A 25032-nucleotide genomic window follows, 5' to 3' on the forward strand; every position below is an offset into this window, starting at 1 on the left:
GTACCAACAGGGTCGGCTCCCGGCGGGTTTGCGGTTGCCACCAGAGGCCCGGCCCAAGCCGCGTTTAGACCTCTTCGGTGCGCGTGACCTTGGCGCGGCGCATCAGCCATGCCACGCCGCGAAGATCGGCGAGACCGACCCACAGACGATCGAGCATGCCGTACTTGGACGTGCCCGCCGTGCGCGGACGGTGGCCCACCGGCACGCTCTGGCTGGCGAAGCCGGCGCGCTTGACCAGGGCCGGGAGGTATCGATGCATGTGGTCGAAGTAGGGCAGGCGCAGGAAGGTCTCGCGCTCGAACAGCTTCAGCCCGCAGCCGGTGTCGGGCGTGTCGTCCTGGAGCATGCGCGAACGCACGGCGTTGGCGACCTTCGACGAGATGCGCTTGTTGAAGCTGTCGCGCCGGGTGACGCGCCAGCCGGCGAACAGTTTCAGTTCCGGCGTGGCGCCCTCGCGGGCGGCCAGCAACTTGGGGATATCGGCGGGATCGTTCTGGCCGTCGCCATCGAGCGTGGCTATCCACGGCGCGCGCGCGGCGCGAACGCCATTCCACACGGCCGTGCTCTGCCCGCTGCGGGTGAGATGGCGGACGATCCGCAGTTCCGGGTACTGCGCGCGCGCGGCGGTGAGCACGGCCACGCTATCGTCGGTGCTGTCGTCGTCGACGTAGATGATCTCGAAGTCGATCCGTCCGCGCAGGGCCGAAGCGATCTCGGCGAGAAGGGGCGGGATGTTGTCGCGCTCGTTGAAGACGGGCACGACCACGGCGAGGTCGGTCATCGCGGTTCCGGAGGCAGGAGGATTCGGGGCGGCATTATCGCCCAACCCGCGCCGGATGGGGCCGCCGGCGTGGCAATCGTTCAGATCCGGCCCACGGCCTGGGCGACAGGACCCTCGATGGCGGCTCGCCAGCCGCGCTCCACCGCATCCCGCGACTTCCGGCTCGCGCCCTGCGCCATCACCACCAGGGTGCCGCCACTGAGCGCCACCTGGCGACCGTCCCAGCCATCGCGATGGAACTCGGTGGTCTTGTCGACCATCTTGCCGGGCATGTACAGGGCGACCACCGGCTCGTCGTTCATCCGCGTGACCACATGCACCGCCGGATACGGACCGACCGTGCAGTCGTGCACGTAGGTGACGCCGGCCGGAGCGGGGCCCTTCAGCCGCGTGGCGCGCCCCATGAAACCGGCCTCGACCTGGGCGTCGGTCATCGGCTGGGTAAGGCTCATGGCGTCCATTTCCTCCGGCATGTGCGCCACGGCAAGGGCCGGCAGGGAGTTGAGGTCGGCATGGCGCCAGAGCATCCCGACGCCGGTGAAGGCGATCAGGACCGACGCGGCCATCGCCATCCAGGCACGCCGCCGTCCCACCTGGCGGTGCCGTTCACCGGTGGCCTGGGCCAGCAGGATGCGATCGGCGAGGCCTTCGGGCACAGGCACGGCGAGGGCGGCCTCAAGATCGTCCTCGAAGCGCTGGGCACGCTGCCAGAACGCCGCGCATCCATCCTTGCAGCTGTCGCGGTGGGCGAGAATCTCGGGATCGCGCGAGCGAGGCTCGGCGCCGATCCGGCGGCGGAATTCGAGGCAATTCATTTCCGGCCCCCCTCGGCCAGGGCACGACCGCCGAGCAGATCCTTCAGGCGCTGGCGGGCCCGGAACAGCTGGGTCATCACCGCGCCCGGTTGCTGACCCGTGCTTTCGGCGATCTCCTCGCACGTCATTCCGCCGAGCACCTGCATGGCGAGCGGATCGCGGTATTTGTCCGGCAGTTTCAACATGGCCTCGCGCACCTGCGCGGCGTCGCCGCTGCGTTCGGGGCTGGCGAAGGCGGCGTCTTCGGGCACGTTGTCGTCCAGTTCCACGGTGTCCAGGCGCTTGCGTTCGTAGAGGCGTGCGTGCTCGCGGCGCAGGATGGTGATCAGCCAGGGCTTCGCCAATTCGGCGTCACGGAGGCTGTCGAGATTTTTCCACGCGCGCAGGAAGGTCTCCTGGACGAGGTCCTGGGCGACCGTCTCGGAGCGCGACAGCCAGAAGGCGTACCGGTAGAGGTCCGCCGACAGGGCACGCACCATGGCTTCGTACTGGCGCTGCTTCGGATTCACACCCTCATGGACCGGCGCCATGCGCATTTCCTTACAGATCGCGCTCAGCGGACCTTGGTGAGGATGCCATCCAGCTCGTCGAGGCTGTGGTAGTGGATGACCAGCTTGCCCTTGCCGCCACGGCCATGGGCGAGTTCGACGCGGGTGGCGAAGCGTTCGGCCAGTTCGCGTTCGAGATTGGCGATGTTCGGATCGATGGCGGCCGACTTGGCCTTGCCCTTCGGCGCCAGCTGGGCCTTGCGTGCGGCTTCCTCCAGCTCGCGCACCGTCCAGCCGTTGCGCGCCGCTTCCAGCGCCAGGGGTTCGGCGATGGTGGCCGGCAAGGTGAGCAGTGCGCGGGCATGGCCCATCTCCAGCTTGCTTTCGTCGAGCAGCTGCTTGATGGAGGCGGGCAGTTCGATCAGGCGGAGCAGGTTGGAGACCGCCGCGCGCGAGCGGCCGACGGCATCGGCGGCCTGCTGGTGGGTGAGGTCGAACTCATCGATCAGGCGCTGCAAGGCCTGGGCTTCCTCAAGCGGAGTGAGCTCCTGGCGCTGGATGTTCTCGATCAGCGCCATGGCCAGCACGGACTGCTCGGGCACGTCCTTCACCAGGGCGGGAATCTCGCTCATCGAGGCACGCTGGGCCGCGCGCCAGCGGCGTTCGCCTGCGATCAGCTCGTAGCTGTTCTTGCCGATCGCGCGGACCACCACGGGCTGGATGAGGCCCTGGGCCTTGATCGAGGCGGCCAGTTCGTCGAGCGCCTCGTCGTTCCAGTGGCGTCGCGGCTGGTACTTGCCCGCCTGTATCTGATGGATCGGCAACAAGCGCAGTTCGCCTTCCTGCTCGACGATCGAGGGGGCGGCGTCGGGACCCGCGCCGCCGCCGAGCAAGGCGTCGAGGCCACGGCCGAGTCCACGTTTCTTCGCTGCTGCCATGGGTGCTCCTTAAGGGGTCGTCGGGGTCGCGCCGCTGGCATCGGATGCGGCTTCGTCGAGATCGTTCGCGATCTCGCCGGCATCATGCGCGTTCATCGCGCGCTCGCGACGGATGATCTCGCCGGCGAGGCCGATATAGGCGATGGCGCCACGCGAACCGCGGTCGTACAGGTGGATCGGCTGGCCGTGGCTGGGTGCCTCGGCCAGGCGCACGTTGCGCGGGATGATCGAGCGAAGCACCTTCTCGCCGAAGTGCTGGGTGAGCTGCGCCGATACCTCGTTGCCGAGGTTGTTGCGCACGTCGTACATGGTGCGCAGGAGGCCTTCGACTTCCAGTTTCGGATTCAGCCGCTGGCGCACGGCCGAGATCGTGTCGAGCAGGCTCGACAGTCCTTCCAGGGCGAAGTACTCGCACTGCACCGGAATCAGCACGCCATCGGCCGCGGTCAGCGCATTCAGGGTGAGCAGGTGCAGCGAGGGCGGGCAGTCGATCAGGATGGTGTGGTACCTGTCCGATATCTTCGCCAGCTGCTCCTTCAGGCGATGCTCGCGCGCCAGGCCGTCCATCAGCTTGAGTTCGGCGGCGGTGAGGTCGCCATTGCCCGGCAGCAGGTCGAAGCCTGCTTCGGTGCGTACCAGCACGTCGCCGATGGCGGCTTCGTCCAGCAGCACTTCGCAGCCGTTCGGCTTGGCTTCGTGCTTGTCCACGCCCGAGGCCATCGTGGCGTTGCCCTGCGGATCGAGGTCGACGAGCAGCACCTTGCGCTTCGCGGCGGCCAGGGCCGCGGCGAGGTTGACGGAGGTGGTGGTCTTGCCGACACCGCCCTTCTGGTTGGCGACTGCGAGGATGCGGGCCATGGAGTACCGGTAGCTACCGTGCGCGGAAAGGGCGTTAGCGTAGCATCTTCGATGGGGCGGGCCTTGGGATCGGGAGCGGCTTCCGCGGCACCGGACGCAGGCGATCAGGCTCGCCGGATCACCACGAGGTGCCGCTCCCCATCGACGCCAGGCACGCCCAGGGCGTGAATCGCCTCCACGCGGAACCCCTCCGGCACGCCATCCAGTTCCTCCGCCGGATGCTTGCCCTTCATCGCGAGCCAGACACCGTCCGGCGCCAACAGATGACCACCCCAGCCGAGCATGTCGGCAAGGGAGGCGAAGGCCCGGGCCGTGACGCATTCGAACGTGCCTTCGACGTCCTCGACACGGCTCTGCAAGGCCTTGGCGTTGACCAGCTTCAGCGAGCGGATCGCCTCGCGCAGGAAGCGGACCTTCTTCCCGTTGGAATCCACCATGAGCACCTCGCGCGCCGGCTCCGCGATGGCTAGCGGAATGCCCGGCAGGCCGGGACCGGTGCCGAGATCGGCAAGGCTGCGGCCGTGGACATAAGGAAGGATCGCCAGCGAATCGAGCAGGTGGCGGGAGACCATCTCGTCGGCGTTGCGCACGGCCGTGAGGTTATAGGCCGAGTTCCAGCGCTCCAGCAGCTCCCGATAATCGAGCAGGCGGTCGACCGCCTCATCGGGCAGGGTCGCACCCAGGGCGGCGATGCCGCGTTCGAGTTGGGCTTGCAAGGCTTCGCGCGCGGTCATGCGGCACCAGGGTGAGGCGAGGGCGCAAGAGTATGGAAGCGCCGGCGCGATGGCGCCAGCGCGGGGGATCAGGCGGCGTCGAGTTCGACGCGGGTCACCAGCATGCCGCGCGCCCGGAGCGAGCCGTTCATGGCGTGCTTGAGCTGGGTGCCGACGGCGCGGCGGTCGGCCGGGTGGCTCGTGGCGGTATCGCGAAGAGCGGCGACGACGTTGCTGCGGATAAGCTCGGGCGCCTCGTCGATGACTTCGTCGGCGACTTCCGGTTCGAGCACCTGCCAATAGACCGTGCCGCCCTCGAAGCGAAGTACCTGGCCGCCGAGATCGATCTTGTGGAAGACGCGATCGAGCACGGGAACCACGACGTGAGTGCCGGCGGTGAGCAGCGCGGGCGAGCGACCGAAGCGGCGCACGCTGTAGACCTGGCCTTCCGGAATGCGACGAACCGATGCCGCCGCGAGAGCGAAGGCAACGAGGGTCGTGGCAATGAGGGCGGTGGTCAACATGGCTGCTACATCAATCGGTTATCGGCTTTTCCTGTCGCATCGCACAGCGAGACGCTGCATCGCGATGATCGTTGGGGTGTTAATTCTAATTTAACAGAGGGGGTTAACGCTAGTTTTACCAATGCCCCCTATTCAGTTAACGGACGGGTTGGTCAAAACTTGAGCAATTCGCTGCGATTGGCGCAGGTTTGACCGCCTGCCGGTAAATGATAATAATTATCAATCAGTCCTTGTCGCCGGTCTCGCCCATGAATCTCCTCGGCTGCGTGGCAGCTTTCATCGCCATGGCCCTCGCCTATCTGGCCTCGCGAAACCAACGGTTGTTGCCACGGCCGCTCGGGCGCCCCGCCCGTCTCGGTGCCGGCGCGCTCGCCATCGCGGCGCTGGCCGCCTGGATCGTCGGGGAGACGTCTCTTCCGGGCATTTTCTCGGCGCTGACCGCCCTGATGCTGGGTGCCGTCGCCCTGCCCTACATCACCTGGCTGTTCCGTCCGGCCACCGAACGGAAGCCACGCTGATGCTCGCCAAGACCTTCGCCGGCATCGTGCTCGGCCTGCCGCTGTCCATGGCCCTGGTCGCGGTGGCGATCTGGCTCTGGCCGCATTCGAGCGAGTCGGTGGTCATTCCGATGATGGTGATCTTCTTCCCACTGTGGGTCGGGATCATGGCCGCCACCTTCCTTTTCCGCAGTGGCGCCCGCGCCTGGGCATGGCTGGCCGTGGCCAACCTTGCCGCGTTCGCCGCGCTGTTCCTCGCCAAGCACACGATGCCGGGGCTATAACCGATGAAAGCCTCCACGCTGCGTACCTTCACCACGGTCCATACCTGGACCGGCCTGCTTGCCGGCTTCGCCTTGTTCATCGCGTTCTACGCCGGTGCGCTGACCATGTTCCACGAGGAAATCGACGCGTGGGCCGTGCCGCGGACCGAGATGGCCCGCGCGGACACCATGGACCGCGCGCACGCGATGCTGGCCGATATCGTGGCGAAGCATCCGGCGGCCCGCGACCAGATCGGCGTGACCTACCCGGCCGATCATCCTTCGCACGAAGTGGCCGCGTACTGGATGGAGAAGAACGGCGAATGGAAGACGCAGTCGCTGGGCGAGGCCGCACCACGCGATTCGGAAGACCATGAGCACGGTCTCGCCGACTTCGTCTACGAACTGCATTACGACCTCGGCATTCCCGTCGTCGGCATCTATCTCATGGGCATCGTCAGCGTGATCTACGGACTGGCGTTGCTGACCGGACTGCTGATCCACCTGCCGAACCTCGTGCGCGAGCTGTTCGCGCTGCGTCCCGGGCACAACCTCAAGCGCCTGTGGCAGGACGCGCATAACGTCATCGGCATCCTCAGCCTGCCCTTCCACGTCATCTTCGCGATCACGGGCGCCTTGCTCTGCCTCACCCTCGTGATGCTGATCGCGTTCAACACGGTGGCCTTCGACGGCAAGCTGATGCCTGCCTTCGAACGCATGACCAGCGCCTTGCCGGCCACGCAGGACAAGGGCGGCACGGCGGTGATGCTCTCGCCCGCCGAGCTCGGCGCGCGTGCGCGACAGGCAGCGCTGTCCGCCGGTGCCGCCAGTTTCGAACCGGACTACATGCGCTACGTGCATTACGGGCGCCAAGGCGCCGCGGCGGAAGTACGCGGCACATCGACGAAGACACTCGGTGAATACGGCATGGTGTCGCTCGATGCCACGAATGGGCGGGTGCTCGGCATGCAACTGAGTGGCGTGCGCGATGCGAACCACGCCACGTACTCGGCGATCTTCGGCCTGCACTTCGGCAGCTTCGGCGGCCTTTCGCTACGCTGGCTGTATTTCGTCCTCGGCCTCGCCGGTGCCTTCCTGTTCTATTCCGGCAACCTCCTGTACATCGAATCGCGACGCAAGCGGCGCCAGGCCGACCAACCGTTGAAGGTACGCGCGATGGCCACCGCCACCGTCGGCGTCTGCATCGGTGCGTGCTTCGCGATCTCGACCACCTTCCTCGCGAATCTCTTGGGTCCGCTTTGGGGCGCTTCCCCAACGGCCATCGTCCAGCCCGTGTGCTTCACGGCCTTCGCCGCCGCGATCCTCTGGACCTTCTGGCGCCTGCCCGCCAGGGCGGCGGTGGAGTTGCTCTGGGCCACCGCCTTCATCAGCGTGGCCGTCGGCCTGCTCGACGCGACGATCCATGGCGACCGCCTGCTACGCACGCTCGGCGAAGGCCGCTTCGCGGTGCTGGGGGTCGACCTGGTCGCGATCGCGATGGGTGTGGGTTTTGCCTGGCTGGGCTTCGCCACGCGCCGTCGTGCCGTTGAAGGGGACCCATGCAGCGTGTGGTCGTCCCGACGCACGGGCAGCGAACGACCCGCTCGCGAACTACAGGAAGCGTGAGCGAATTCGGCAATTCCATGTAACGCGCGTTACGTGGTTCCTGACGCGACAGCTATTTACTTCCGTGAAGAGTTTGTCTGCATTTGCTGTTGCGTCGCCACAATTTCTTGCGTACCACTCAAACCGCTGACCGCGCACGTATTTTTAACGGGTGTCGGTAAGTGGTATCGCGTGTTCGCGTAGATCCTACTGCGATGCAGCAAACGGTTGATTTCGCACGCTTTACAAGCCCGTGTGAAAACGTTTACGTTCCGCGCCGTCAGGCCCCGGGAGGGCTGGTCAAGGGCGATAACCACGTGAGTGTGACGATCAAAGACGTCGCGAGAATGGCCAACGTATCGGTGGCTTCCGTCTCGCGCGCCCTCAACGGCCACGGCGGCGTGACGGCGGAAACCCAGAAGCGCATCCGCGAAGTCGCTGCCCGCCTTCGCTATGTGCCGCATAACGCGGCGCGCAGCCTCATCACCCGCCGCACGCAGACCATCGGCGCCTTGCTGCCCGACCTGCATGGCGCCTTCTTCTCCGAACTGATCCGCGGCATCGACCTCGCCGCTCGCGCACGTGGCTTGTACATGCTCGTTTCCAGTTCGCATGGCGATGCCACGGAAGCGGCGATCGCCCTGCGTGCGATGCAGGGCCGCGTCGACGGCCTGCTGGTGATGTCGCCCCATGCCGACGAGGCCTTCCTCGACGAGAACCTGCCGATCGTGCTGCCGACCGTGCTGATCAACAGCCACGTGCGCTCCGACCGCCACGCCTCGCTCGATGTCGACGATTTCGGAGGCGCCCGTGCGATGACCGAGCATCTGCTGAGCCTCGGCCGCAAGCGCATCGTGTTCATCGCGGGTCCGCAGGTGAATCACGACGTGCAGGAACGTGCCCGCGGCTATCGCGAGGCCTTGGCCAAGGCTGGCCTCGGCGAGCGTGCCGTGATCCTGCCGGGCGACTTCACCGAGGAGTCCGGCTATCACGCGGGCAAGCAGGCGCTGGCGATGGTGCCGCGCCCCGACGCGATCTTCGCCGCCAACGACATGATGGCGATCGGCTGCCTTTCAGCGCTTTCCGAAGCGAAGGTGCGCACGCCGGACGACATCGCCGTGGTCGGCTACGACGACATTCCCATGGCGCGTTACGTGACGCCACCGCTTACCACCGTCCGCATACGCATCGCCGAGCTGGGCGAGGCGGCGCTGGAACGCCTCGTCAAGATGATCGAGGCACCCGAGGACGCCGCGCCCGAACCGCGCGTCGTCGTCGGCACTGAACTGGTCGTGCGCGCCTCGTGTGGCGGCAGCGACACGGTACGACGACGGGCCTGACGCCCCGTCGGAACGCACGGCTTGCCGGGCCGTGGATGGGACTCCCCAGGACGGCGTCAATCTCAGGACTTCGCTCGACGCGATACACGGGGGCATAACGCTCCAAGAGTGGCTCGACCACCGCGATACGACAGCCATGTCGACTCCGTGGATCACACACATAGAAAACATTTGGGAGAGGGGAACAATGAAAGCCTCGATGCAGTTGAAGAAGAAGATCCTCGCCGGCGTCATCAGCGCGACCGTCGCCGCCGCCGTGGTGGCGCCCCCGGCGTTCGCGCAGTCGGCCAACGCGACCCTTCGCGGCAAGGCCTCGCCTGGCGCGAACGTCACCGCGTTCAATCCGCAGACGGGCCTGACGCGCCACGCCAAGGCCGGCGCGGATGGCATGTACATCATCAATGGCCTGCCGCCGGCGACGTACAAGGTCGACGCGGGTCCGGGTACCGAACAGACGGTGACGGTGACCGTCGCTTCGACCGCGACGCTGAACCTCGCCGCCGCGGCTCCCGCCGCCGGCGATGTCACCGCCAACGCGGCGAACGCCGCATCGCTGGAAGGCGTGACGGTGAGCGCGACGACGCTGACCGAGGTGAGGACGCCGGAAGTCGCCAAGACGATCTCGCTGCGTCAGATCCAGACCATTCCGCAGGTGTCGCGCAACTTCCTCGAATTCGCCGACACCGTGCCGGGCATGGTCTTCAGCGTCGACGCGCAGGGCCATACCTCGTTGCGTGGCGGTGCGCAGAACAACAGTTCGGTCAACGTCTTCATCGACGGCGTGGGCCAGAAGAGCTACGTGAAGGAAGGCGGCGTCGCAGGCCAGGTCAACAGCCAGGGCAACCCGTTCCCGCAGCTGGCCATCGGTGAGTACAAAGTCATCACCAGCAACTACAAGGCCGAGTACGACCAGGTCTCGTCAGCCGCGATCACGGCGGAGACGAAGTCGGGCACGAACGAGTTCCACGGTGAAGTGTTCGATACCTATACCTCGGACAAGTACCGCAGCCGCACGCCCGCCGAAGAAGACGGCGACAAGGCGCGCTCGTTCGAGAAGGAATACGGTTTCGCGCTCGGCGGTCCGATCATCAAGGACAAGATGCACTTCTTCGTGACCTTCGAGCAGAAGAAGTTCGATACGCCGATCACCGTCACGCCGGGCTCCGATGTGCCCGCGTCCGCCGTCGGCCTGCTTCCGGCAGCCGCCCAGGCCGCGCTGGGTCCGGCCAACCTGCCGTTCGACGAAAAGTTGTATTTCGGCAAGATCGACTGGGAACTGACCGATCGCGACCGCATCGAGATCAGCACCCAGGTGCGCCGCGAGACCCAGGCCGACAACATCGGCGCGGGCCAGTCGCGCGAGCAATCCATCACCACCGAGAACCACGACACCCGCGGCACCTTCCGTTGGCAGCACAGCGGCGACTGGTTCTTCAACGAGTTCAAGGCCTCGTACGAGAACTCGTCGAACGACCCCCTGCCGCTGAACTACGGCAACGGTTACAACTACACCTGGCGCCCGAACAACGACGCGGCCATCATCGGCATCGGTTCGGCCTCGGCACTGGCCACCCAGATCAAGGGCCAGGAAGGTCCGATGATCTCGGACGACTTCACCTTCAACGACCTCACCTGGCATGGCGACCACGTCGTCAAGGTGGGCTACAAGTACAAGGAAGTCACGCTGCACGCGCAGGACGCGCAGAACACCAATCCGCAGTTCTTCTATAACGTCGATCAGAACGGCACCAACGAGCTGCCGTACCGGGCGCAGTTCTCCAACCCCGTTGCCGGTCTGAATTCGATCGCCGAGACCAACAGCAAGCAGTACGGCGCGTACATCCAGGACGACTGGTCGATCAACGACCACCTCATCCTGAACCTCGGCGTGCGCTGGGACAAGGAAAAGACCCCGTCCTACCTCGACTACGTCACGCCGCAGAACGTGATCGACGGCTTCAACTCGCTCGATCCGAACGCCCAGGATCTGTTCCCGGGCCAGACCTATGCGCAGACGCTGGCCAAGGGCGGCATCAACTATCAGGATTACATCGGCAACGGCCACAACCGCCACGCGCAGAACCAGTGGGCGCCGCGGCTGGGCTTCTCCTACGACCTGTTCGCCGACGAAGAACACGTGATCCACGGCGGCGCGGGCCGTTCGTACGACCGCAACCTCTACGACTACCTGCAGCTGGAACAGACCAAGTCGGCCCTGCCGTACCAGGAGATCTTCTTCAACATCCCCGGTCGCAGCTGCAACGTCGGTCCGAACACGAACTGCGTGAACTGGGACCCGTCCTACCTCAATGGCCTCGAGAACCTGCAGGCGCTGGTCGCCGGCTCGAACAAGGGCCAGGAGGTCGACATGATGAACAACGACCTGAAGGCTCCGTATTCGGATCAGTTCAGCATCGGTATGTCGAACAAGATCGGCGACTGGAACACGGATGCCACGATCACGCGCGTGCTGTCGTATGACGGTTTCGCCTTCACGCTGGGCAACCGCTATCCGGATGGTTCGTTCTTCCAGAACGGCACTCAGCCCTGGAACAACGGCGTGCCGGGCTTCGGTTCGATGATCATCGGTAACAACGGCATCCGCACCCGCACGACCCAGGTGCTGCTGTCGGCCGACAAGCCGTATACCCGCGAGTCGGGCTGGAGCGCGAACTTCGCGTACACCTACACGCGTGCCAAGCAGAACCGCGACATCAAGGAACACTACTCGTTCGACGAGGCCACCATCCAGGATTACCCGTTCGTCACCTCGAACGCGGCGTCGAAGCATCGCTTCGTGGCGACCGGCTCGCTGGATGGCCCGTGGGGCCTTACCTTCTCGGCGAAGCTGACCCTGGCGACGCCGCTGCCCTGGAACGGTACGTATGGTTACGGCGCACCTCCTGGTGGCACGCCTTACATCTTCCCGACCGGCGAGGCCAACCGTCCGGGTTCATTCACGCCGCCGGGTTCCAAGTTCCTCGTCGGCGGCAAGATCTGGGGTTATCGCGACATCGACGTCCAGGCCACGAAGGACTTCGTGCTCAACGAAAACGATCAGACGAAGTTCTACATCCGTTTCGACATCCTGAACGTCTTCAACTGGAAGAACCTGGTCGACTACAACACGAACTTCGGCGCCAACGGCATTCCGGCGATGGGAACGCCGGTCGTGTTCAACAAGAAGGGCAACATCCAGTTCGTGCCGCGTACCGCCCGCTTCACGGCTGGCTTCAAGTTCTAAGCGCTCCAGCGGCGCATCCGGCACGCATCGCCGGATGCGCCGTATTTGGCGCCCGCGAGTCTCCCCGCGGGCGCATTTCTTAGCCCCTGCACCAGCGGTCCAGCGATGAACAACGGCATCACCCATATCGTCGTCGTCGGTGGAGGCACCGCCGGCTGGATGGCGGCATCCGCGCTGATGCGCGTGCTCGGACGGAAGGTGACCGTCCGGCTTGTCGAATCCGACGAGATCGGAATCGTCGGTGTCGGTGAAGCCACCGTTCCGCACATCAAGCTCTTCAACAACCTGCTGGGACTGAACGAAGCCGACTTCGTCGCCCGCACGCAGGGTACGTTCAAGCTCGGCATCCAGTTCCGCGACTGGGGCAAGCTGGGCGACTCCTATATCCACGGATTCGGCGTGATGGGTCACGACATCGGCCTGACGCCATTCCATCAGTTCTGGCTCAAGGGCCGGCAGGCAGGCCATGCCGCCGACCTGGGCGACTATTCCGTGAACACCGTGGCCGCCATCCGCGGCAAGTTCATGCCCGCGCCGGTCGACGTACCCGCGAGCAATCCCCTCGGTGGCATCGCCTACGCGTATCACTTCGACGCGTCGCTCTACGCCCGTTACCTGCGCGAATACGCGGAAGCGCGTGGAGTCCGGCGCAGCGAAGGCAAGGTGCAGAACGTCGAGCTGCATCCGGAATCGGGCCATGTCGCCGCGGTGCTGCTCGCCAGCGGCGAGCGTATCGAGGGCGACCTCTTCATCGACTGCTCGGGATTTCGTGGCCTGCTCATCGAAGGCGCGTTGGAATCCGGTTACGAGGACTGGAGCCACTGGCTTCCGTGCGACCGCGCACTGGCCGTCCCGTGCGCGCGCGTGGAAGCACCGACGCCCTATACGCGTTCCACCGCGCGCGAAGCCGGCTGGCAATGGCGCATCCCGCTGCAACATCGCACCGGCAACGGCTACGTATATTCCAGCCGCCATATCAGTGATGACGAGGCCGCCGCGAAGCTCATGGCGAACCTCGATGGCGAAGCCCTCGCGGACCCGCGTCCGCTGCGCTTCGTCACCGGCATCCGCAAGAAAGCCTGGAACAGGAATGTCGTATCGCTCGGTCTCGCCAGCGGTTTCATGGAACCGTTGGAATCGACCAGCATCCATATGATCCAGGCCGGCATTTCGAAGCTGCTGCAGCTCTTCCCGTCCGATGGCGTGATGGACCCGGTGCTGGTCGACCGCTACAACTCGCAGACCCGCTTCGAGGCGGAGCGCATCCGCGATTTCCTGATCCTGCATTACAAGGCCACCGCCCGCGACGACTCCTCCTTCTGGAACGATTGCAGGAATATGTCGATTCCGGCTTCATTGCAGGAGAACATCGACCTGTTCCGCCACAGTGGCCGCTTCTTCCGAACCGCGGAAGAGATGTTCGCCGTGGTCAGCTGGATCCAGGTGATGATCGGCCAGGGCATCATGCCCAAGGGCTACGATCCGTTGGTGGACCAGATGCCTGATGAGGATATTCCCAGGTTCCTCGCCAGTATCCGCGACGTCGTCTCGAAGAACGTCGACCTGATGCCCACCCACCAACAGTTCATCGACCGCGAATGCCGCGCACCGCAGGTGGTGTGATGGCCTCCGCGATTGCCAGGGGGCCAGCCGGTACGTATGGTTCCCGTTCGACCAAGGCCCTCCGGGGCCTTTCTCCAACCCTCTGGCGTAAACGTTTACACAGCTAGGATCCGCGTCATGCAAGCCAAAACGACAAAGCGTCTCTCGTTCTCCCTCGCCCTCGGTGTCGTCCTCGCCTTCGCCTCGCCGCTGGCCATGGCGGAAAAGGAGACGCCCAAGCCGGCACACGCACACGCGGTGACGATCAAGGACGTCCATCCCGTACCGCAGATGGTCGCGGACCTGGAGAAGCGTACCTTCCAGTGGTTCTGGGACAGCGCCAACCCGTCCAACGGCCTCATTCCCGACCACTACCCGACCAACTCCTTCGCCTCGATCGCCTCGGTGGGCTTTGGCCTTACCGCATACGGCGTCGGCGTGGAGCGCGGCTACATCACCCGCGAACAGGCGGTCGATCGCACACTGGCCACGTTACGCTTCTTCCACGACGCGCCGCAGAACGATTCCGAAGACGATGCCACCGGCTACCACGGCTTCTTCTATCACTTCCTCAACATGGAAACCGGCAAGCGCCACGATCGCTGGGTGGAAGTGTCCACCGTCGACACGACGCTGTTGCTTGGTGGCGTGCTGTTCGCGCAGAGCTACTACGACCGCGACGATGCGAAGGAAAAGGAAATCCGCGGCCTCGCCGACGACATCTACCGCCGCGTGGAGTGGACCTGGGCGCAGAACCACAAGCCGCTGATCAGCATGGGCTGGACGCCGGGCGGCAAGCAGATACCGCACGACTGGGCCGGTTACAACGAAGGCATGCTCGTGTACATCTTGGCGCTCGGCTCACCCACCCATCCGGTGGGCGAGGATGCATGGGCCGCCTGGACGAAGACCTACGACAAGACCTGGGGCGAATTCCACGGCCAGACCTTCCTCAACTTCGCACCGCTGTTCGGGCACCAGTTCAGCCATAGCTGGGTGGACTTCCGCGGCATCCGCGACGCCTGGAGCCGCGCACACAACATCGACTATTTCGAGAACAGCCGCCGCGCCACGTACTCGCAGCAGGCCTACGCCGTGGCCAATCCTGGTGGCTGGACCGGCTATGGCAAGAACATCTGGGGCCTCACCGCCAGCAACGGTCCGGGCGGCCTGATCGTGAAGCAGGGTGACAAGGAGCGAACGTTCGCCGGTTATACCGCGCGCGGCGCCGGCCTCGACTACATCTCCGACGACGGCACCATCGTACCGACGGCCGCGGGCGGTTCCATCGCCTTCGCGCCGGAGATCGTGATCCCCGCGCTGGAGGAGATGAAGAAGAAATACGGCCAGTACATCTATACGAAGTATGGCTTCGTCGACGCCTTCAACCTCAGCTTCCATACGCAGACCGACTTGCGCACGGGCAGGCTGATCCCGGGCTTCGGATGGGCGGACACGGTGCATATTGGTATCGACCAGGGACCGATCGTGCTGATGATCGAGAACTACCGTAGCGAGTTCGTCTGGAACGTGATGAAGAAGAACCCGTACATCCGCAAAGGGCTCGAGCGCGCCGGCTTCACCGGTGGCTGGCTCGATGCCGATACGGAAGCCAACCTATGGTGAAGCGTGTGGCGCGCGTCCTGCGTGTAACCCTGGCATGGGCGTTTGCCGCTGCCGGGGTCGCTGGCTGCGCGAAGCAGGAAGAGGGCACGCGAACCTTGCAGTTCTGGACGATCGGCCGTGAAGGCGAGGCCGTGGCGAAGCTGCTGCCCGAGTTCGAGGCCGAACATCCGGGGCTGCATGTCGAAATACAGCAGCTGCCGCTCACGGCCGCACACCAGAAGTTGCTCACCGCATACGCGGGCGACTCGACGCCGGACATCACGCAGCTCGGTAACACGTGGGTTCCGGAAATGGTGGCGCTCGGGGCACTGGAACCACTCGACGCGCGTGTCGCCGGTTCGAAGGTCGTCGACCGCGACGATTACTTCCCCGCCATCTGGTCGACCAATGTCATCGACGGCACGCTCTACGGCGTGCCCTGGTACGTGGATACCCGCCTGCTTTTCTACCGCAAGGATCTGCTTGCGAAGGTGGGTTACGACCACCCGCCACGCGACTGGAACGAATGGCAGGCGATGATGGCCCGGCTGGCCCGGCCGCAAGGCAAGGCCTATGGTGTGTTGTTGCCCACCAACGAGTTCGAGCAACTACTGGCGCTGGCCTTGCAGCAGGACGATCCGCTGCTGCGCGACGACGGACGCTATGGCAACTTCCGCAGCCCCGGGTTCAAGAAGGCGCTGGCCTTCTACGTTTCGATGTTCAAGGATCAACAGGCGCCGATGATGACCAACGTCGGCATCGGTAATCCCTGGGCCGCGTTCGGCCAGGGCTTCTATGCGTTCTATCTTTCCGGCCCCTGGAACATCGGCGAGTTCCGCAAGCGCCTGCCGCCCGGGCAACAGGCCGATTGGGGTACCGTGGCACTGCCGGGCCCGAACGGTCCGGGCGCATCGAACGCAGGTGGCTCCAGCCTGGTGGTCTACCGTGCATCGAAGCACAAGGACGATGCATGGGCGCTCATCGAGTTCCTCTCCCGGCCTGCGATCCAGGCGCGGTTCTATGAAATCCTGGGCGACATGCCGCCACGCCGTTCGTCATGGCAGGCGCCGGCCCTGAAGGACGACGACAAAGCCACGGCGTTCCGCGATCAGCTGGAACGCGTGAAGCCCACGCCACCCGTCGCCGAATGGGAGCGCATCGTCACCGAGATGCAGCTGGTGGCGGCACAGGCCGCGCACGGCGATCTCACGATCGACCAGGCCGCCGAGGAAATCGACCGGCGCGCCGATCGTCTCCTGGAAAAACGCCGCTGGATGCTGGATCACGGCCACAAGGCAACACCATGAATACCACCCGTGCCGCCTGGCTCTTCGTCACCCCCGCGCTGATCGTCCTCGGGCTGTTCTTCCTGCTGCCAGTCGTCGCGGCATTGCTCCTGTCCGTCACCGACTATGACCTCTACGCACTGGCGGACATCCGCAACCTGCGTTTCGTCGCCCTGCAGAACTACTGGTCGCTGCTGCAGCGTCCGCTGTTCTGGTCGGCGTTGGGCCATACCGTGTATTTCGTGGTGGTGGGCGTACCGTTGTCGCTGATCGCCTCGCTGGGCACGGCGATGCTCCTCAACTCGCCCCTGGCCCGCTTCAAGCCGTTCTTCCGTACCGCGCTGTTCGCCCCCGTGGTCACGACGGTGGTGGCCGTCGCGGTGATCTGGCGCTATCTGTTCAACACCAAGTACGGCCTGATCAACTATGTACTCGACGCCATCGGCATGCCCACGGTGGACTGGCTCGGCGATCCGCACTGGGCGATGCCCACCATCATCCTCTTCGCGGTGTGGAAGAACTTCGGCTACAACATGATCATCTTCATGGCGGGATTGCAGGCGATTCCCGGGGATCTGTACGAAGCCGCGCGCATCGACGGCGCCTCGGCCATCGCGCAGTTCCGCCACATCACGTTGCCGATGCTGAAACCCACGATGGTGATGGTCAGCATCCTCACCGTCTCGGGTTACTTCCAGTTGTTTGCCGAGCCCTACGTGATGACCGAAGGCGGACCACTGCAAAGCACGACCTCGGTGCTGTACCTGATGTACGAGGAAGGCTTCAAGTGGTGGAACCTCGGTTCGGCTTCGGCTGTAGCCTTCATCCTGTTTGTGATCATGTTCGTGGTCACCGCCGCGATGCTTCGCCTGTCGAAGCAAGGAGAAGCGGCATGAGCCCACGCATGGCGAAAGCCCTCATCAACGGTCTGCTGATCGGTGGCGCCGCGATCGCCATCGCGCCGCTGCTGTACATGGTCTCGGTGTCGTTCATGCCGCAAGGGCAGGCCAGTTCACTGCCACCGCCCGTCCTGCCGACCCACGCCACGCTGGATAACTATCGCCAGCTCTTCCTCAACGCCGGCATGGGCCGCTACCTGTTCAACAGCCTGCTGATCTCCACGGCCATCACCGTGATCTCGCTCGCCTTCAACCTGATGGCCGGCTATGCCTTCGCCAAGCTGGAATTCAAGGGACGACAGCGTCTCTTCCAGGTATTGCTCGGCGCGCTGGTGATCCCCGCGCAGGTGGCGATGCTGCCGTTGTTCCTGTTGCTGAAGTACATGGGCCTGGTGAACACCTATGGCGCGGTGATCGTGCCCGCGCTGGCGACGATCTTCGGCATCTTCCTCGTCCGCCAGTACGCCAGTGGCATCCCGGACGACCTGATGGAAGCCGCGCGCATCGACGGGGCAGGCGAGTTCCGCATCTTCGCCACGATCGTGATGCCGCTGCTCAAGCCGATCATGGTCACGCTCGCGATCTTCACCTTCCTCGCCGCGTGGAACGACTTCATGTGGCCGCTGATCGCGCTGACCGGGCAGGAGCACTACACCCTGCCCATCGCACTGGCGTCGCTGTCCCGCGAACACGTGCAGGACAGCGAATTGATGATGGCCGGCTCGGTCGTGACCATCCTGCCAGTGCTGGTGCTGTTCCTCGCCTTGCAGCGCTACTACCTGGAAGGCCTGCTGCTGGGCAGCGTCAAGGGTTGAGCATGAAGCAGAACCGTGCCGAAGGAACCCTTCTTGTGGGAGCCGCTTCACTTGTGGGAGCCGCTTCAGCGGCGATGGGTGCTTGCCTCACACTGGCCCGCTGCCGCGGGATCGCCGCTGAAGCGGCTCCCACAAGAGCGACGGGGGCTTCGAGGGAGTCGCGCGGGACCTTGTTCGCGCTATTCGTCGCGGGCGTCTCCGTTGCCGCCTCCGCGACGGCGGCGACATCCTCGGCGTCCTCGGCTCCGAAGGTGCTCGACAACCTGGATACGACGAGTGGCTGGCAGGCGATACACACCGACGACGTCTCCGCCACGCTTCGCACCATTCCCGGGAAGACCGGGCAGGCGATCTGCCTCGATTACGATTTCAACGGCGTATCCGGCGCGGCCTCCATACGCAAGACGTTGCCCATCGATTTTCCCGACGGTTTCGCGCTGAGCTTCGATGTGCGCGGAAACATGCCGCCGAATACCTTGCAGCTCAAGCTGATCGACGACAGCGGCGACAACGTGTGGTGGTTCCAGAAACCGTCCTTCGTTCCGGGCAATGCCTGGCAGACGATCGAGGCCACGAGCCGCCAGGTGGAATTCGCCTGGGGACCGGTGAAGGACCGTACGTTACGGCACACGCGCGACGTGGAGTTCATGATCTACGCCGAGGCCCAGCCCAACGCCAACAAGTCACCGGGCAGCAGCGCCCCTGTGGGAGCCGCTTCAGCGGCGATCCCGCGACAGCGGGCCCGCCTGGAGCAGGCACTCATCGCCGCTGAAGCGGCTCCCACAACAGCTCCAACAACGGGTCCCACAGCACCTGGCGCCAACAAGGGTGAGGTGTGCTTCGATAATCTTCGCCTTGTCGCGCGTAAACCCGAAGCCGTACCCGCTCCGCCGCTCACGCCCAATGCCATCTTCGAATCGCGGGCGAAGCAGGCACGCCGTGGCCTTTACCCACGCGGTTTCTCCGGCGAGCAGTCCTACTGGACCATCGTCGGCGTCGATGGCGGCAGTCGCGACTCGGCGCTGATCTCCGAGGACGGAGCCGTCGAGGTCGTACGCGGCGGCTTCTCGATCGAGCCGTTCCTGATCGATGGTCGCAAGCTCGTCACCTGGGCCGATGTGAAGACGAGCCAGTCGCTGCGCGATGGCTATCTTCCCATTCCGTCCGTTCGTTGGCAGATGGGCGAACTCGCGCTCACGACCACCGCCTTCGCTCAGGGCCCGGCGGGTGCCTCGCAGCTGGTGGTGGGCTATCGCGTGGAGAACGGCGGCGACAAGGCTCGCGATGTCACGCTGGCCCTGGCGGCGCGGCCCTTCCAGGTGAATCCGCCCACCCAGTTCCTCAACGCACCCGGTGGCATCAGCCGTATCGACGACCTCGCATGGGACGGCAGGGCACTTACCGTCAATGGCGCGCGTAAGGTGATCCCGCTGCAGACGACGTCCGGCTTCGTTGCCAGCGCGAATCAGCCGACCACCTTGAGCGAACGCCTGGATGCGGGCGAATGGCCGTCGACGAAGGCGCTGCATGACGACGACGGCTTCGCCCAGGGTGCGTTGCTCTATAAATTGCACGTGCCGGCCCACGGCCACGTGGATCTCGGCGTCGTCGTTCCAGTGAAGCCAGGCGAAGGTGTCGCGATGCCGAACGATGCCGGGCGCTGGCTCGCCGATCATGCCGATGCGGTCGCGGCTTCGTGGCGCGACAAACTGGATCGTGTGACGGTGACCGTACCCGACGTGGCGCGGCCGGTCGTCGACACGATGAAGAGCGGCATCGCGCAAATCTTGATTTCCCGCGATGGTCCCGCCTTGCAGCCCGGCACCCGTTCGTATTCGCGAACATGGGTCCGCGACGGCGCGATGATGCTCGAAGGCCTGTTGCGAACGGGCCATGAAGACGTCGCCTCCGAATTCATCCGCTGGTACGCGCCACATCAGTTCTCCAACGGCAAGGTGCCGTGTTGCGTCGACGCGCGCGGTTCCGATCCCGTTCCCGAGAACGACAGCCACGGCGAACTGATCTTCAGCGTGGCGGAGCTTTGGCGCTATACGCACGATCGCGCGACGGTGGAGGCGCTGTATCCGCACGTACGCAAGGCCGTCGCCTATATGGACGGATTGCGCATGAGCGAACGCTTACCGTCGCGGCTGGATGGACCGGATCGGGCTCTTTACGGACTGATGCCCGCATCGATCAGCCACGAGGGCTATTCGACCAAGCCGATGCATTCGTACTGGGACGATTTCTGGGCGTTGAAGGGTTACGACGACGCCGTTGAACTCGCGCAGGCACTTCGCCAGCCGGATGACGCGAAGCGTTTCGTCGCGTCGCGCGACCAGTTCCGCGACGACTTGCATGCGTCCATCGCCGCGGCGGTGAAGGCGAAGGGCATCGACTTCATCCCTGGCTCGGCCGAACTGGGCGATTTCGACGCCACCTCGACCACCATCGCACTCTCGCCGGGAGGCGAGCAGTCACGGCTGCCGAAGGCCTTGCTCGAGAACACCTTCGAGACATACTGGCGCGGCTTCGTCGCGCGCCGCGATGGAAAGACCGCGTGGAAAGACTACACGCCATACGAACTGCGTACGATCGCCAGCTTCATCCGGCTCGGCTGGCGCAATCGGCTCGATGAACTCGTCGCCTTCTTCTTTGCCGATCGTCGTCCCGCCGCATGGAACCAGTGGGCAGAAGTAGTCGGCCGCGATCCGCGTGAACCGCGTTTCGTCGGTGACATGCCGCATGCGTGGATCGCCTCGGACTACGTGCGCTCGGCGCTGGACATGTTCACCTACGACCGCGAGTCCGATGGTGCCCTGGTGATCGCCGCCGGCGTGCAGCCCGGATGGCTGGAGGGCCAGGGCATAGCGATCCGCGACCTTCGCACGCCTTATGGACGGTTCGGTTACACGCTGAAGGCGAAGGGCGGGGAAGCGGTGCTGGAGATCACGCAGCCCGTGGACGTGCCGGGCGGGGTCGTTCTTTCGCTGCCGTCGGGGGAGGTGAAGGTTCCGGCCGGGGCCAAACGTTTGCGGGCCAGGCTATAGGCTGGCCCGCTGCCGCGGGATCGCCGACAAGGTCGGCTCCCACCAAGCAGCGCGCGGACAGCTGGCGGGAAAACCCGGACAGTCCGGTAGGAAGGCCACCCGGTGGGAGCCGACCCTGTCGGCGATGCTCTAGTGCGTCGCGACGCGAGTGCGCAGCAGCGCGTCGACCGCCTGTTGCCACTCGGCCGAGCCCGGCGACGCCTGAGGGGCTTCCTGTCCAAGCTTCGTATTCACCGCCCGGTTCCACTCGTCGGAACCGGGCGCGGGCCCGTGTCCGTCGTCACTGACCGCCAGCGTCTTGTCGACCCAGGCCAGCCATTCAGGCGAGCCGAGCGCCGGGTTTGCCGGCGCCGTCTTGCCCGGTGCCGGTGACGCGGTCGTTACGGCCGCCGTGGGCGACGCCTCGGGGGCAGCGGGTTCAGAATGGGAGCACGCCGCGATGATGAACGCGGCCGTGAGCGGTATGACGGTGAGCAAAAAGCGCATGTGCAGTGAAGTCCTCGCGACGCGTATGGGTGCGATCCTACGAACCCTTTCCCGTCCGGCGCCTAAACGCCTCGGGGAACTTATTGAATCCGTTCAGCTTCGCGCTGCGACTTCATCGATGTGCCGGAGCAGGTCGGCCGGGTCCTCGAACACGCGGTAGGCGCCCGCCCGTTCGAGTTCGTTCTCGCCGTAGCCTCCGGAAAGCAGGCCGATTCCCAGTGCCCTGGCTCGCTGGGCGGCGAGCATATCCCAGATCGCATCGCCAATGACCATGGCGTCGCGGATGTCCGTCCCCAATCGCTCGGCCGCGGTAACGAAGAGATCCGGATCGGGCTTCGCGTGGCGAACCTGGTCGCGGGTCACCACCGGTACCTTGTTGGGGTCGACGCCGAGGGCCGCGATATTGTGCGCCGCCGTCTCCATGCGCCCGCTGGTGGCGATGGCCCAGGGAATCTTCGCGTCCGTGAGCCATGCCAGCAGTTCGACCGCGCCGGGCAGCGGCTTCACCACACCGGCCTCGGCCAGCCTGCCGTAGGCGGCTGCGTGATTGCGGCGCAGGCGGTCGATCCGGTCCGGCGTGATCTCGGTCTGCGTCTCGCGCAGCAGGATATCGGTGAACAGGCCACCGCTCATCCCGATCTTGCGGTGGATTCGCCACACGGAAAGGTCGATCCCCTCCATGTCGAGCGATTCCTTCCATGCGAGGACGTGCTGGTAGACGCTATCGACGAGGGTGCCGTCGAGATCGAAGAGGAAGGCATGCTTTTGTCTGGACATGCCCGGCAGGGTACGGCGGCGAGGGCGAACCTGACAACCGCCGCCTCCCCGTTATGCCGTTCTCACCTCAGAACTTGCCCGCGCGGAAGTCGGCGATCGCTTCGTGGATCTGCGCCGGCGTGTTCATGACGAACGGGCCGTAACGCGCGACCGGCTCGGCGAGCGGACGGCCGGCGACGAACAGGACCCGGGCGTGTCCTTCCGCGGCGAAGCTGACCTTGTCGCCTTTCGAAAGCACGGCCAACTCGCTGCGCGCCAACGTCTCGCCGGCCACGGTCGCCGCCGTGCCGTCGAAGACGTAAGCGAACGCGCTATGGCCTTCGGGCACGTCGAGTTCCAGGCGTGCGCCCGCATCGAGTGCGATATCGAGATAGATCGGATCGGTACTTATGCCGGAGACCGGGCCTTTCCCGCCGGCGATGTCGCCCGCGACGACGCGTACGGTCACGCCTTCGGCGGGCTGCACGACCGGGATCTCCGTGGGGGAGATGTCCTGGTAACGCGGCGCCACCATCTTGTCGGCCGCAGGCAGGTTCACCCACAGTTGGAAGCCCCACATCAGGCCTTCTTCCTGCTGCGGCATTTCCGAATGCAGGATGCCACGGCCGGCCGTCATCCACTGGACGCTGCCAGGGCCGAGGTCACCGCGATTGCCGTGGTTGTCGCCGTGCTGCATGCGACCGGCAAGCATGTAGGTCACCGTCTCGAAACCACGATGGGGATGCTCGGGGAAGCCTTCGATGTAGTCACCGGCCTGGTCCGAGCGGAATTCGTCGAGCAGCAGGAACGGGTCAAGCATGTCGAGGGCGGGCTGGCCGATGACGCGCTTGAGCTTCACGCCCGCGCCGTCGGCGGTATCCATGCCGCGAACGCGGCGGGTGATGTGGCGATGGGTCATGGCTGGCTCCTTGGTTATCGCCAAGATGCCGGTTGCGGTGCCCGCCGCCAAGATGCGCGGCGTGAACGATGCGTTTCGCGAAACGGTAGCCTCAGTGCACCCAGTGGCCCGAACGCTGCCTCGGCGGGCCGTCCTCGCCTTCCACGCGCGGGCGGGTGAGGGCCTGGAGCTCGGCCTCCGTCGGTGGGGTTTCGCGCCAGTAATCGCCCACGGCGTTGAGCACCTCGGGCAGCTGGCCCAGGCATTCGTCGTATTCGTCGTCGGTGAGCTTCTCGAATTCGGCGTCGGCCTGGAGCACGCCCTCGTCCACCGCCAGCGCCATGATGGGGCCGAGCAGTTGCATCAAGGTGGGGTCCTCCGCGAGCCGCGTCTCCCACAGCTGGGCGCGCATGTCGATGCCGCGGCTGAAACCTTCGCACCAGCCGGCCGCCGAAAGCAGCGGACCTTCCTCGGTGTCGATCTCGCCGAGGATAGGCTCGTAAGCATCCACGTCGAGTTCCGCGCTGATCGAGTCGTTGAGCTTGGCGAGCAACTCCAGCACCCGGTTGCCTTCGTTCTCATCCTCGAACGCATCGTGCAGGACCTCATGCAGCCACTCCTCGGGTTTCACCTCGAGGGGACCGATCGCCACGGCCGAAAGCAAGCCATGCACGCCATCGAGCATGAGATCGCCGTCGCTACCGTGCGCGCGCAGGTAGGTATCGAGTTCTTCGAGCTCCCGGTCGTCGAGAGAGCTTGGCCATTCGGACTTCGGTGTATTCAAAGGTTCAACTCCAACGCGACGGGCGCGTGGTCGGACGGCTGCTCCCACTTACGCGGCGCCTTGTCGATGATCGACGAGGTCGCGACGGATTTGAGCGCATCGCTGATCAAGATGAGGTCGATCCGCAGTCCCATGTTGCGGCGGAACGCGGCCTGGCGATAGTCCCACCAGCTGAAGATGCCGGCATCTTCGGTGAAAAGCCGGAAACTGTCATGAAGACCCACGTCGAGCAGGGCCTGCAAGGCGGCGCGCTCGGGTGGGGAACAGAAGATGTCCTCGCCCCAGGCGACCGGGTCGTAGACGTCGCGGTCGTCGCGGCAGATGTTGAAGTCGCCGAGCACCACGAGTTTCGGATGCCGGGCGATCTCGGTTTCAAGGAAGTCGCGCACGCGCGCCAGCCAGTGCAGCTTGTAGGTGTACTTTTCGTCACCGAGCGCCTTGCCATTGACGACGTAGAGGTTCACCACGCGAACGTCGCCCACGGTCGCGGCGAGGATGCGCCGCTGCGGGTCGTCGAGGCCGGCGATATCGGTCACGACATCGCCGATGTCGTCCTTGGCGAGGATGGCGACGCCGTTATAGGTCTTCTGCCCGGAAAACACGGCGCGATAGCCCATGGCCGCGATCTCGTCGACGGGAAACTTGTCGTCGGTGAGCTTGGTTTCCTGCAACGCGACGATGTCGGGCTGCACCTCGGCCAGCCATTGCTGGAGGTGGGGCAGGCGGACCTTGAGGGAGTTGACGTTCCATGACGCGATCTTCATGGCGCCATTGTAAAGGAAAGC

At 65.0% G+C, this 25032-nt stretch carries 23 protein-coding genes; 11 read left to right on the forward strand and 12 right to left on the reverse strand.

The annotated features are described in order from the left end of the window. Positions 1-64: 64 nt before the first annotated feature. The 7 genes from ACN9M2_RS18655 to ACN9M2_RS18685 all read right to left on the reverse strand — a co-directional run bounded on the left by ACN9M2_RS18655 (position 65) and on the right by ACN9M2_RS18685 (position 5117). Positions 65-781 (reverse strand): glycosyltransferase, encoded by a 717-nt coding sequence (locus tag ACN9M2_RS18655; RefSeq protein WP_371024429.1) that lies wholly within the window; start codon positions 779-781, stop codon positions 65-67. A gap of 80 nt (positions 782-861) precedes the next feature. Further along, positions 862-1596, reverse strand: coding sequence for a DUF3379 family protein (locus ACN9M2_RS18660; protein ID WP_426286104.1), 735 nt, complete (start codon positions 1594-1596; stop codon positions 862-864). Next, positions 1593-2126 (reverse strand): sigma-70 family RNA polymerase sigma factor, encoded by a 534-nt coding sequence (locus ACN9M2_RS18665; protein WP_426286105.1) that lies wholly within the window; start codon positions 2124-2126, stop codon positions 1593-1595. Before ACN9M2_RS18665 ends, ACN9M2_RS18660 begins: the two co-directional genes overlap by 4 nt. Before the next feature lie 23 nt (positions 2127-2149). Next, on the reverse strand, positions 2150-3022 hold the full coding sequence (locus ACN9M2_RS18670) for a ParB/RepB/Spo0J family partition protein (RefSeq protein WP_371024426.1): 873 nt from the start codon (positions 3020-3022) through the stop codon (positions 2150-2152). A 9-nt stretch (positions 3023-3031) separates the two neighbouring features. Next, positions 3032-3880 (reverse strand): ParA family protein, encoded by an 849-nt coding sequence (locus tag ACN9M2_RS18675; protein ID WP_426286106.1) that lies wholly within the window; start codon positions 3878-3880, stop codon positions 3032-3034. Between the two features lie 104 nt (positions 3881-3984). Continuing rightward, positions 3985-4614 (reverse strand): 16S rRNA (guanine(527)-N(7))-methyltransferase RsmG, encoded by a 630-nt coding sequence (gene rsmG, locus ACN9M2_RS18680; protein WP_426286107.1) that lies wholly within the window; start codon positions 4612-4614, stop codon positions 3985-3987. Between the two features lie 68 nt (positions 4615-4682). After that, positions 4683-5117 (reverse strand): SPFH domain-containing protein, encoded by a 435-nt coding sequence (locus ACN9M2_RS18685; RefSeq protein ID WP_426286108.1) that lies wholly within the window; start codon positions 5115-5117, stop codon positions 4683-4685. A gap of 248 nt (positions 5118-5365) precedes the next feature. Here ACN9M2_RS18685 and ACN9M2_RS18690 point away from each other — a divergent pair, with 248 nt between their 5' ends. The 11 genes from ACN9M2_RS18690 to ACN9M2_RS18740 all read left to right on the forward strand — a co-directional run bounded on the left by ACN9M2_RS18690 (position 5366) and on the right by ACN9M2_RS18740 (position 21323). Beyond that, a complete protein-coding gene (locus ACN9M2_RS18690) occupies positions 5366-5635 on the forward strand; it encodes a hypothetical protein (RefSeq protein ID WP_426286109.1) in 270 nt (89 codons plus the stop codon). Beyond that, entirely contained in the window at positions 5635-5898 is a 264-nt protein-coding gene (locus ACN9M2_RS18695) for a hypothetical protein (RefSeq protein WP_426286110.1), read from the forward strand. Before ACN9M2_RS18690 ends, ACN9M2_RS18695 begins: the two co-directional genes overlap by 1 nt. 3 nt (positions 5899-5901) lie before the next feature. After that, on the forward strand, positions 5902-7503 hold the full coding sequence (locus ACN9M2_RS18700; protein WP_426286111.1) for a PepSY-associated TM helix domain-containing protein: 1602 nt from the start codon (positions 5902-5904) through the stop codon (positions 7501-7503). 326 nt (positions 7504-7829) lie between these two features. Beyond that, positions 7830-8822 carry a LacI family DNA-binding transcriptional regulator gene (locus ACN9M2_RS18705; RefSeq protein ID WP_426286112.1) on the forward strand — a complete coding sequence of 331 codons (993 nt, stop codon included), beginning with the start codon at positions 7830-7832 and terminating at the stop codon, positions 8820-8822. Between the two features lie 187 nt (positions 8823-9009). Next, on the forward strand, positions 9010-12066 hold the full coding sequence (locus tag ACN9M2_RS18710) for a TonB-dependent receptor (protein WP_426286113.1): 3057 nt from the start codon (positions 9010-9012) through the stop codon (positions 12064-12066). Between the two features lie 105 nt (positions 12067-12171). Beyond that, positions 12172-13689, forward strand: coding sequence for a tryptophan halogenase family protein (locus ACN9M2_RS18715; RefSeq protein ID WP_426286114.1), 1518 nt, complete (start codon positions 12172-12174; stop codon positions 13687-13689). Between the two features lie 117 nt (positions 13690-13806). Beyond that, complete coding sequence (locus tag ACN9M2_RS18720; RefSeq protein ID WP_426286115.1) at positions 13807-15294, forward strand: glucoamylase family protein; 1488 nt, start codon at positions 13807-13809, stop codon at positions 15292-15294. Then, positions 15288-16580: a sugar ABC transporter substrate-binding protein gene (locus tag ACN9M2_RS18725; protein WP_426286116.1), complete on the forward strand. Its 1293-nt coding sequence runs from the start codon at positions 15288-15290 to the stop codon at positions 16578-16580. Before ACN9M2_RS18720 ends, ACN9M2_RS18725 begins: the two co-directional genes overlap by 7 nt. Next, a complete protein-coding gene (locus ACN9M2_RS18730; protein ID WP_426286117.1) occupies positions 16577-17455 on the forward strand; it encodes a carbohydrate ABC transporter permease in 879 nt (292 codons plus the stop codon). The genes ACN9M2_RS18725 and ACN9M2_RS18730 overlap by 4 nt, the downstream gene beginning before the upstream one ends. Continuing rightward, on the forward strand, positions 17452-18273 hold the full coding sequence (locus tag ACN9M2_RS18735) for a carbohydrate ABC transporter permease (RefSeq protein ID WP_306848624.1): 822 nt from the start codon (positions 17452-17454) through the stop codon (positions 18271-18273). Before ACN9M2_RS18730 ends, ACN9M2_RS18735 begins: the two co-directional genes overlap by 4 nt. A 170-nt stretch (positions 18274-18443) precedes the next feature. Continuing rightward, on the forward strand, positions 18444-21323 hold the full coding sequence (locus ACN9M2_RS18740) for a discoidin domain-containing protein (RefSeq protein ID WP_426286118.1): 2880 nt from the start codon (positions 18444-18446) through the stop codon (positions 21321-21323). A 129-nt stretch (positions 21324-21452) separates the two neighbouring features. Here ACN9M2_RS18740 and ACN9M2_RS18745 read toward each other — a convergent pair whose 3' ends face one another. The 5 genes from ACN9M2_RS18745 to xth all read right to left on the reverse strand — a co-directional run bounded on the left by ACN9M2_RS18745 (position 21453) and on the right by xth (position 25011). Further along, on the reverse strand, positions 21453-21809 hold the full coding sequence (locus tag ACN9M2_RS18745) for a hypothetical protein (protein WP_426286119.1): 357 nt from the start codon (positions 21807-21809) through the stop codon (positions 21453-21455). A gap of 93 nt (positions 21810-21902) precedes the next feature. Continuing rightward, positions 21903-22586: an HAD family hydrolase gene (locus ACN9M2_RS18750; protein ID WP_426286120.1), complete on the reverse strand. Its 684-nt coding sequence runs from the start codon at positions 22584-22586 to the stop codon at positions 21903-21905. A 67-nt stretch (positions 22587-22653) separates the two neighbouring features. Further along, positions 22654-23484, reverse strand: coding sequence for a pirin family protein (locus ACN9M2_RS18755; RefSeq protein ID WP_426286121.1), 831 nt, complete (start codon positions 23482-23484; stop codon positions 22654-22656). A 91-nt stretch (positions 23485-23575) separates the two neighbouring features. Beyond that, complete coding sequence (locus ACN9M2_RS18760) at positions 23576-24247, reverse strand: YecA family protein (protein WP_371024409.1); 672 nt, start codon at positions 24245-24247, stop codon at positions 23576-23578. Then, positions 24244-25011: an exodeoxyribonuclease III gene (gene xth, locus ACN9M2_RS18765; protein ID WP_426286122.1), complete on the reverse strand. Its 768-nt coding sequence runs from the start codon at positions 25009-25011 to the stop codon at positions 24244-24246. Before xth ends, ACN9M2_RS18760 begins: the two co-directional genes overlap by 4 nt. Positions 25012-25032: the final 21 nt, after the last annotated feature.

The organism is Luteibacter sp. E-22, assembly GCF_049913125.1.
Classification (GTDB): Bacteria; Pseudomonadota; Gammaproteobacteria; order Xanthomonadales; family Rhodanobacteraceae; genus Luteibacter.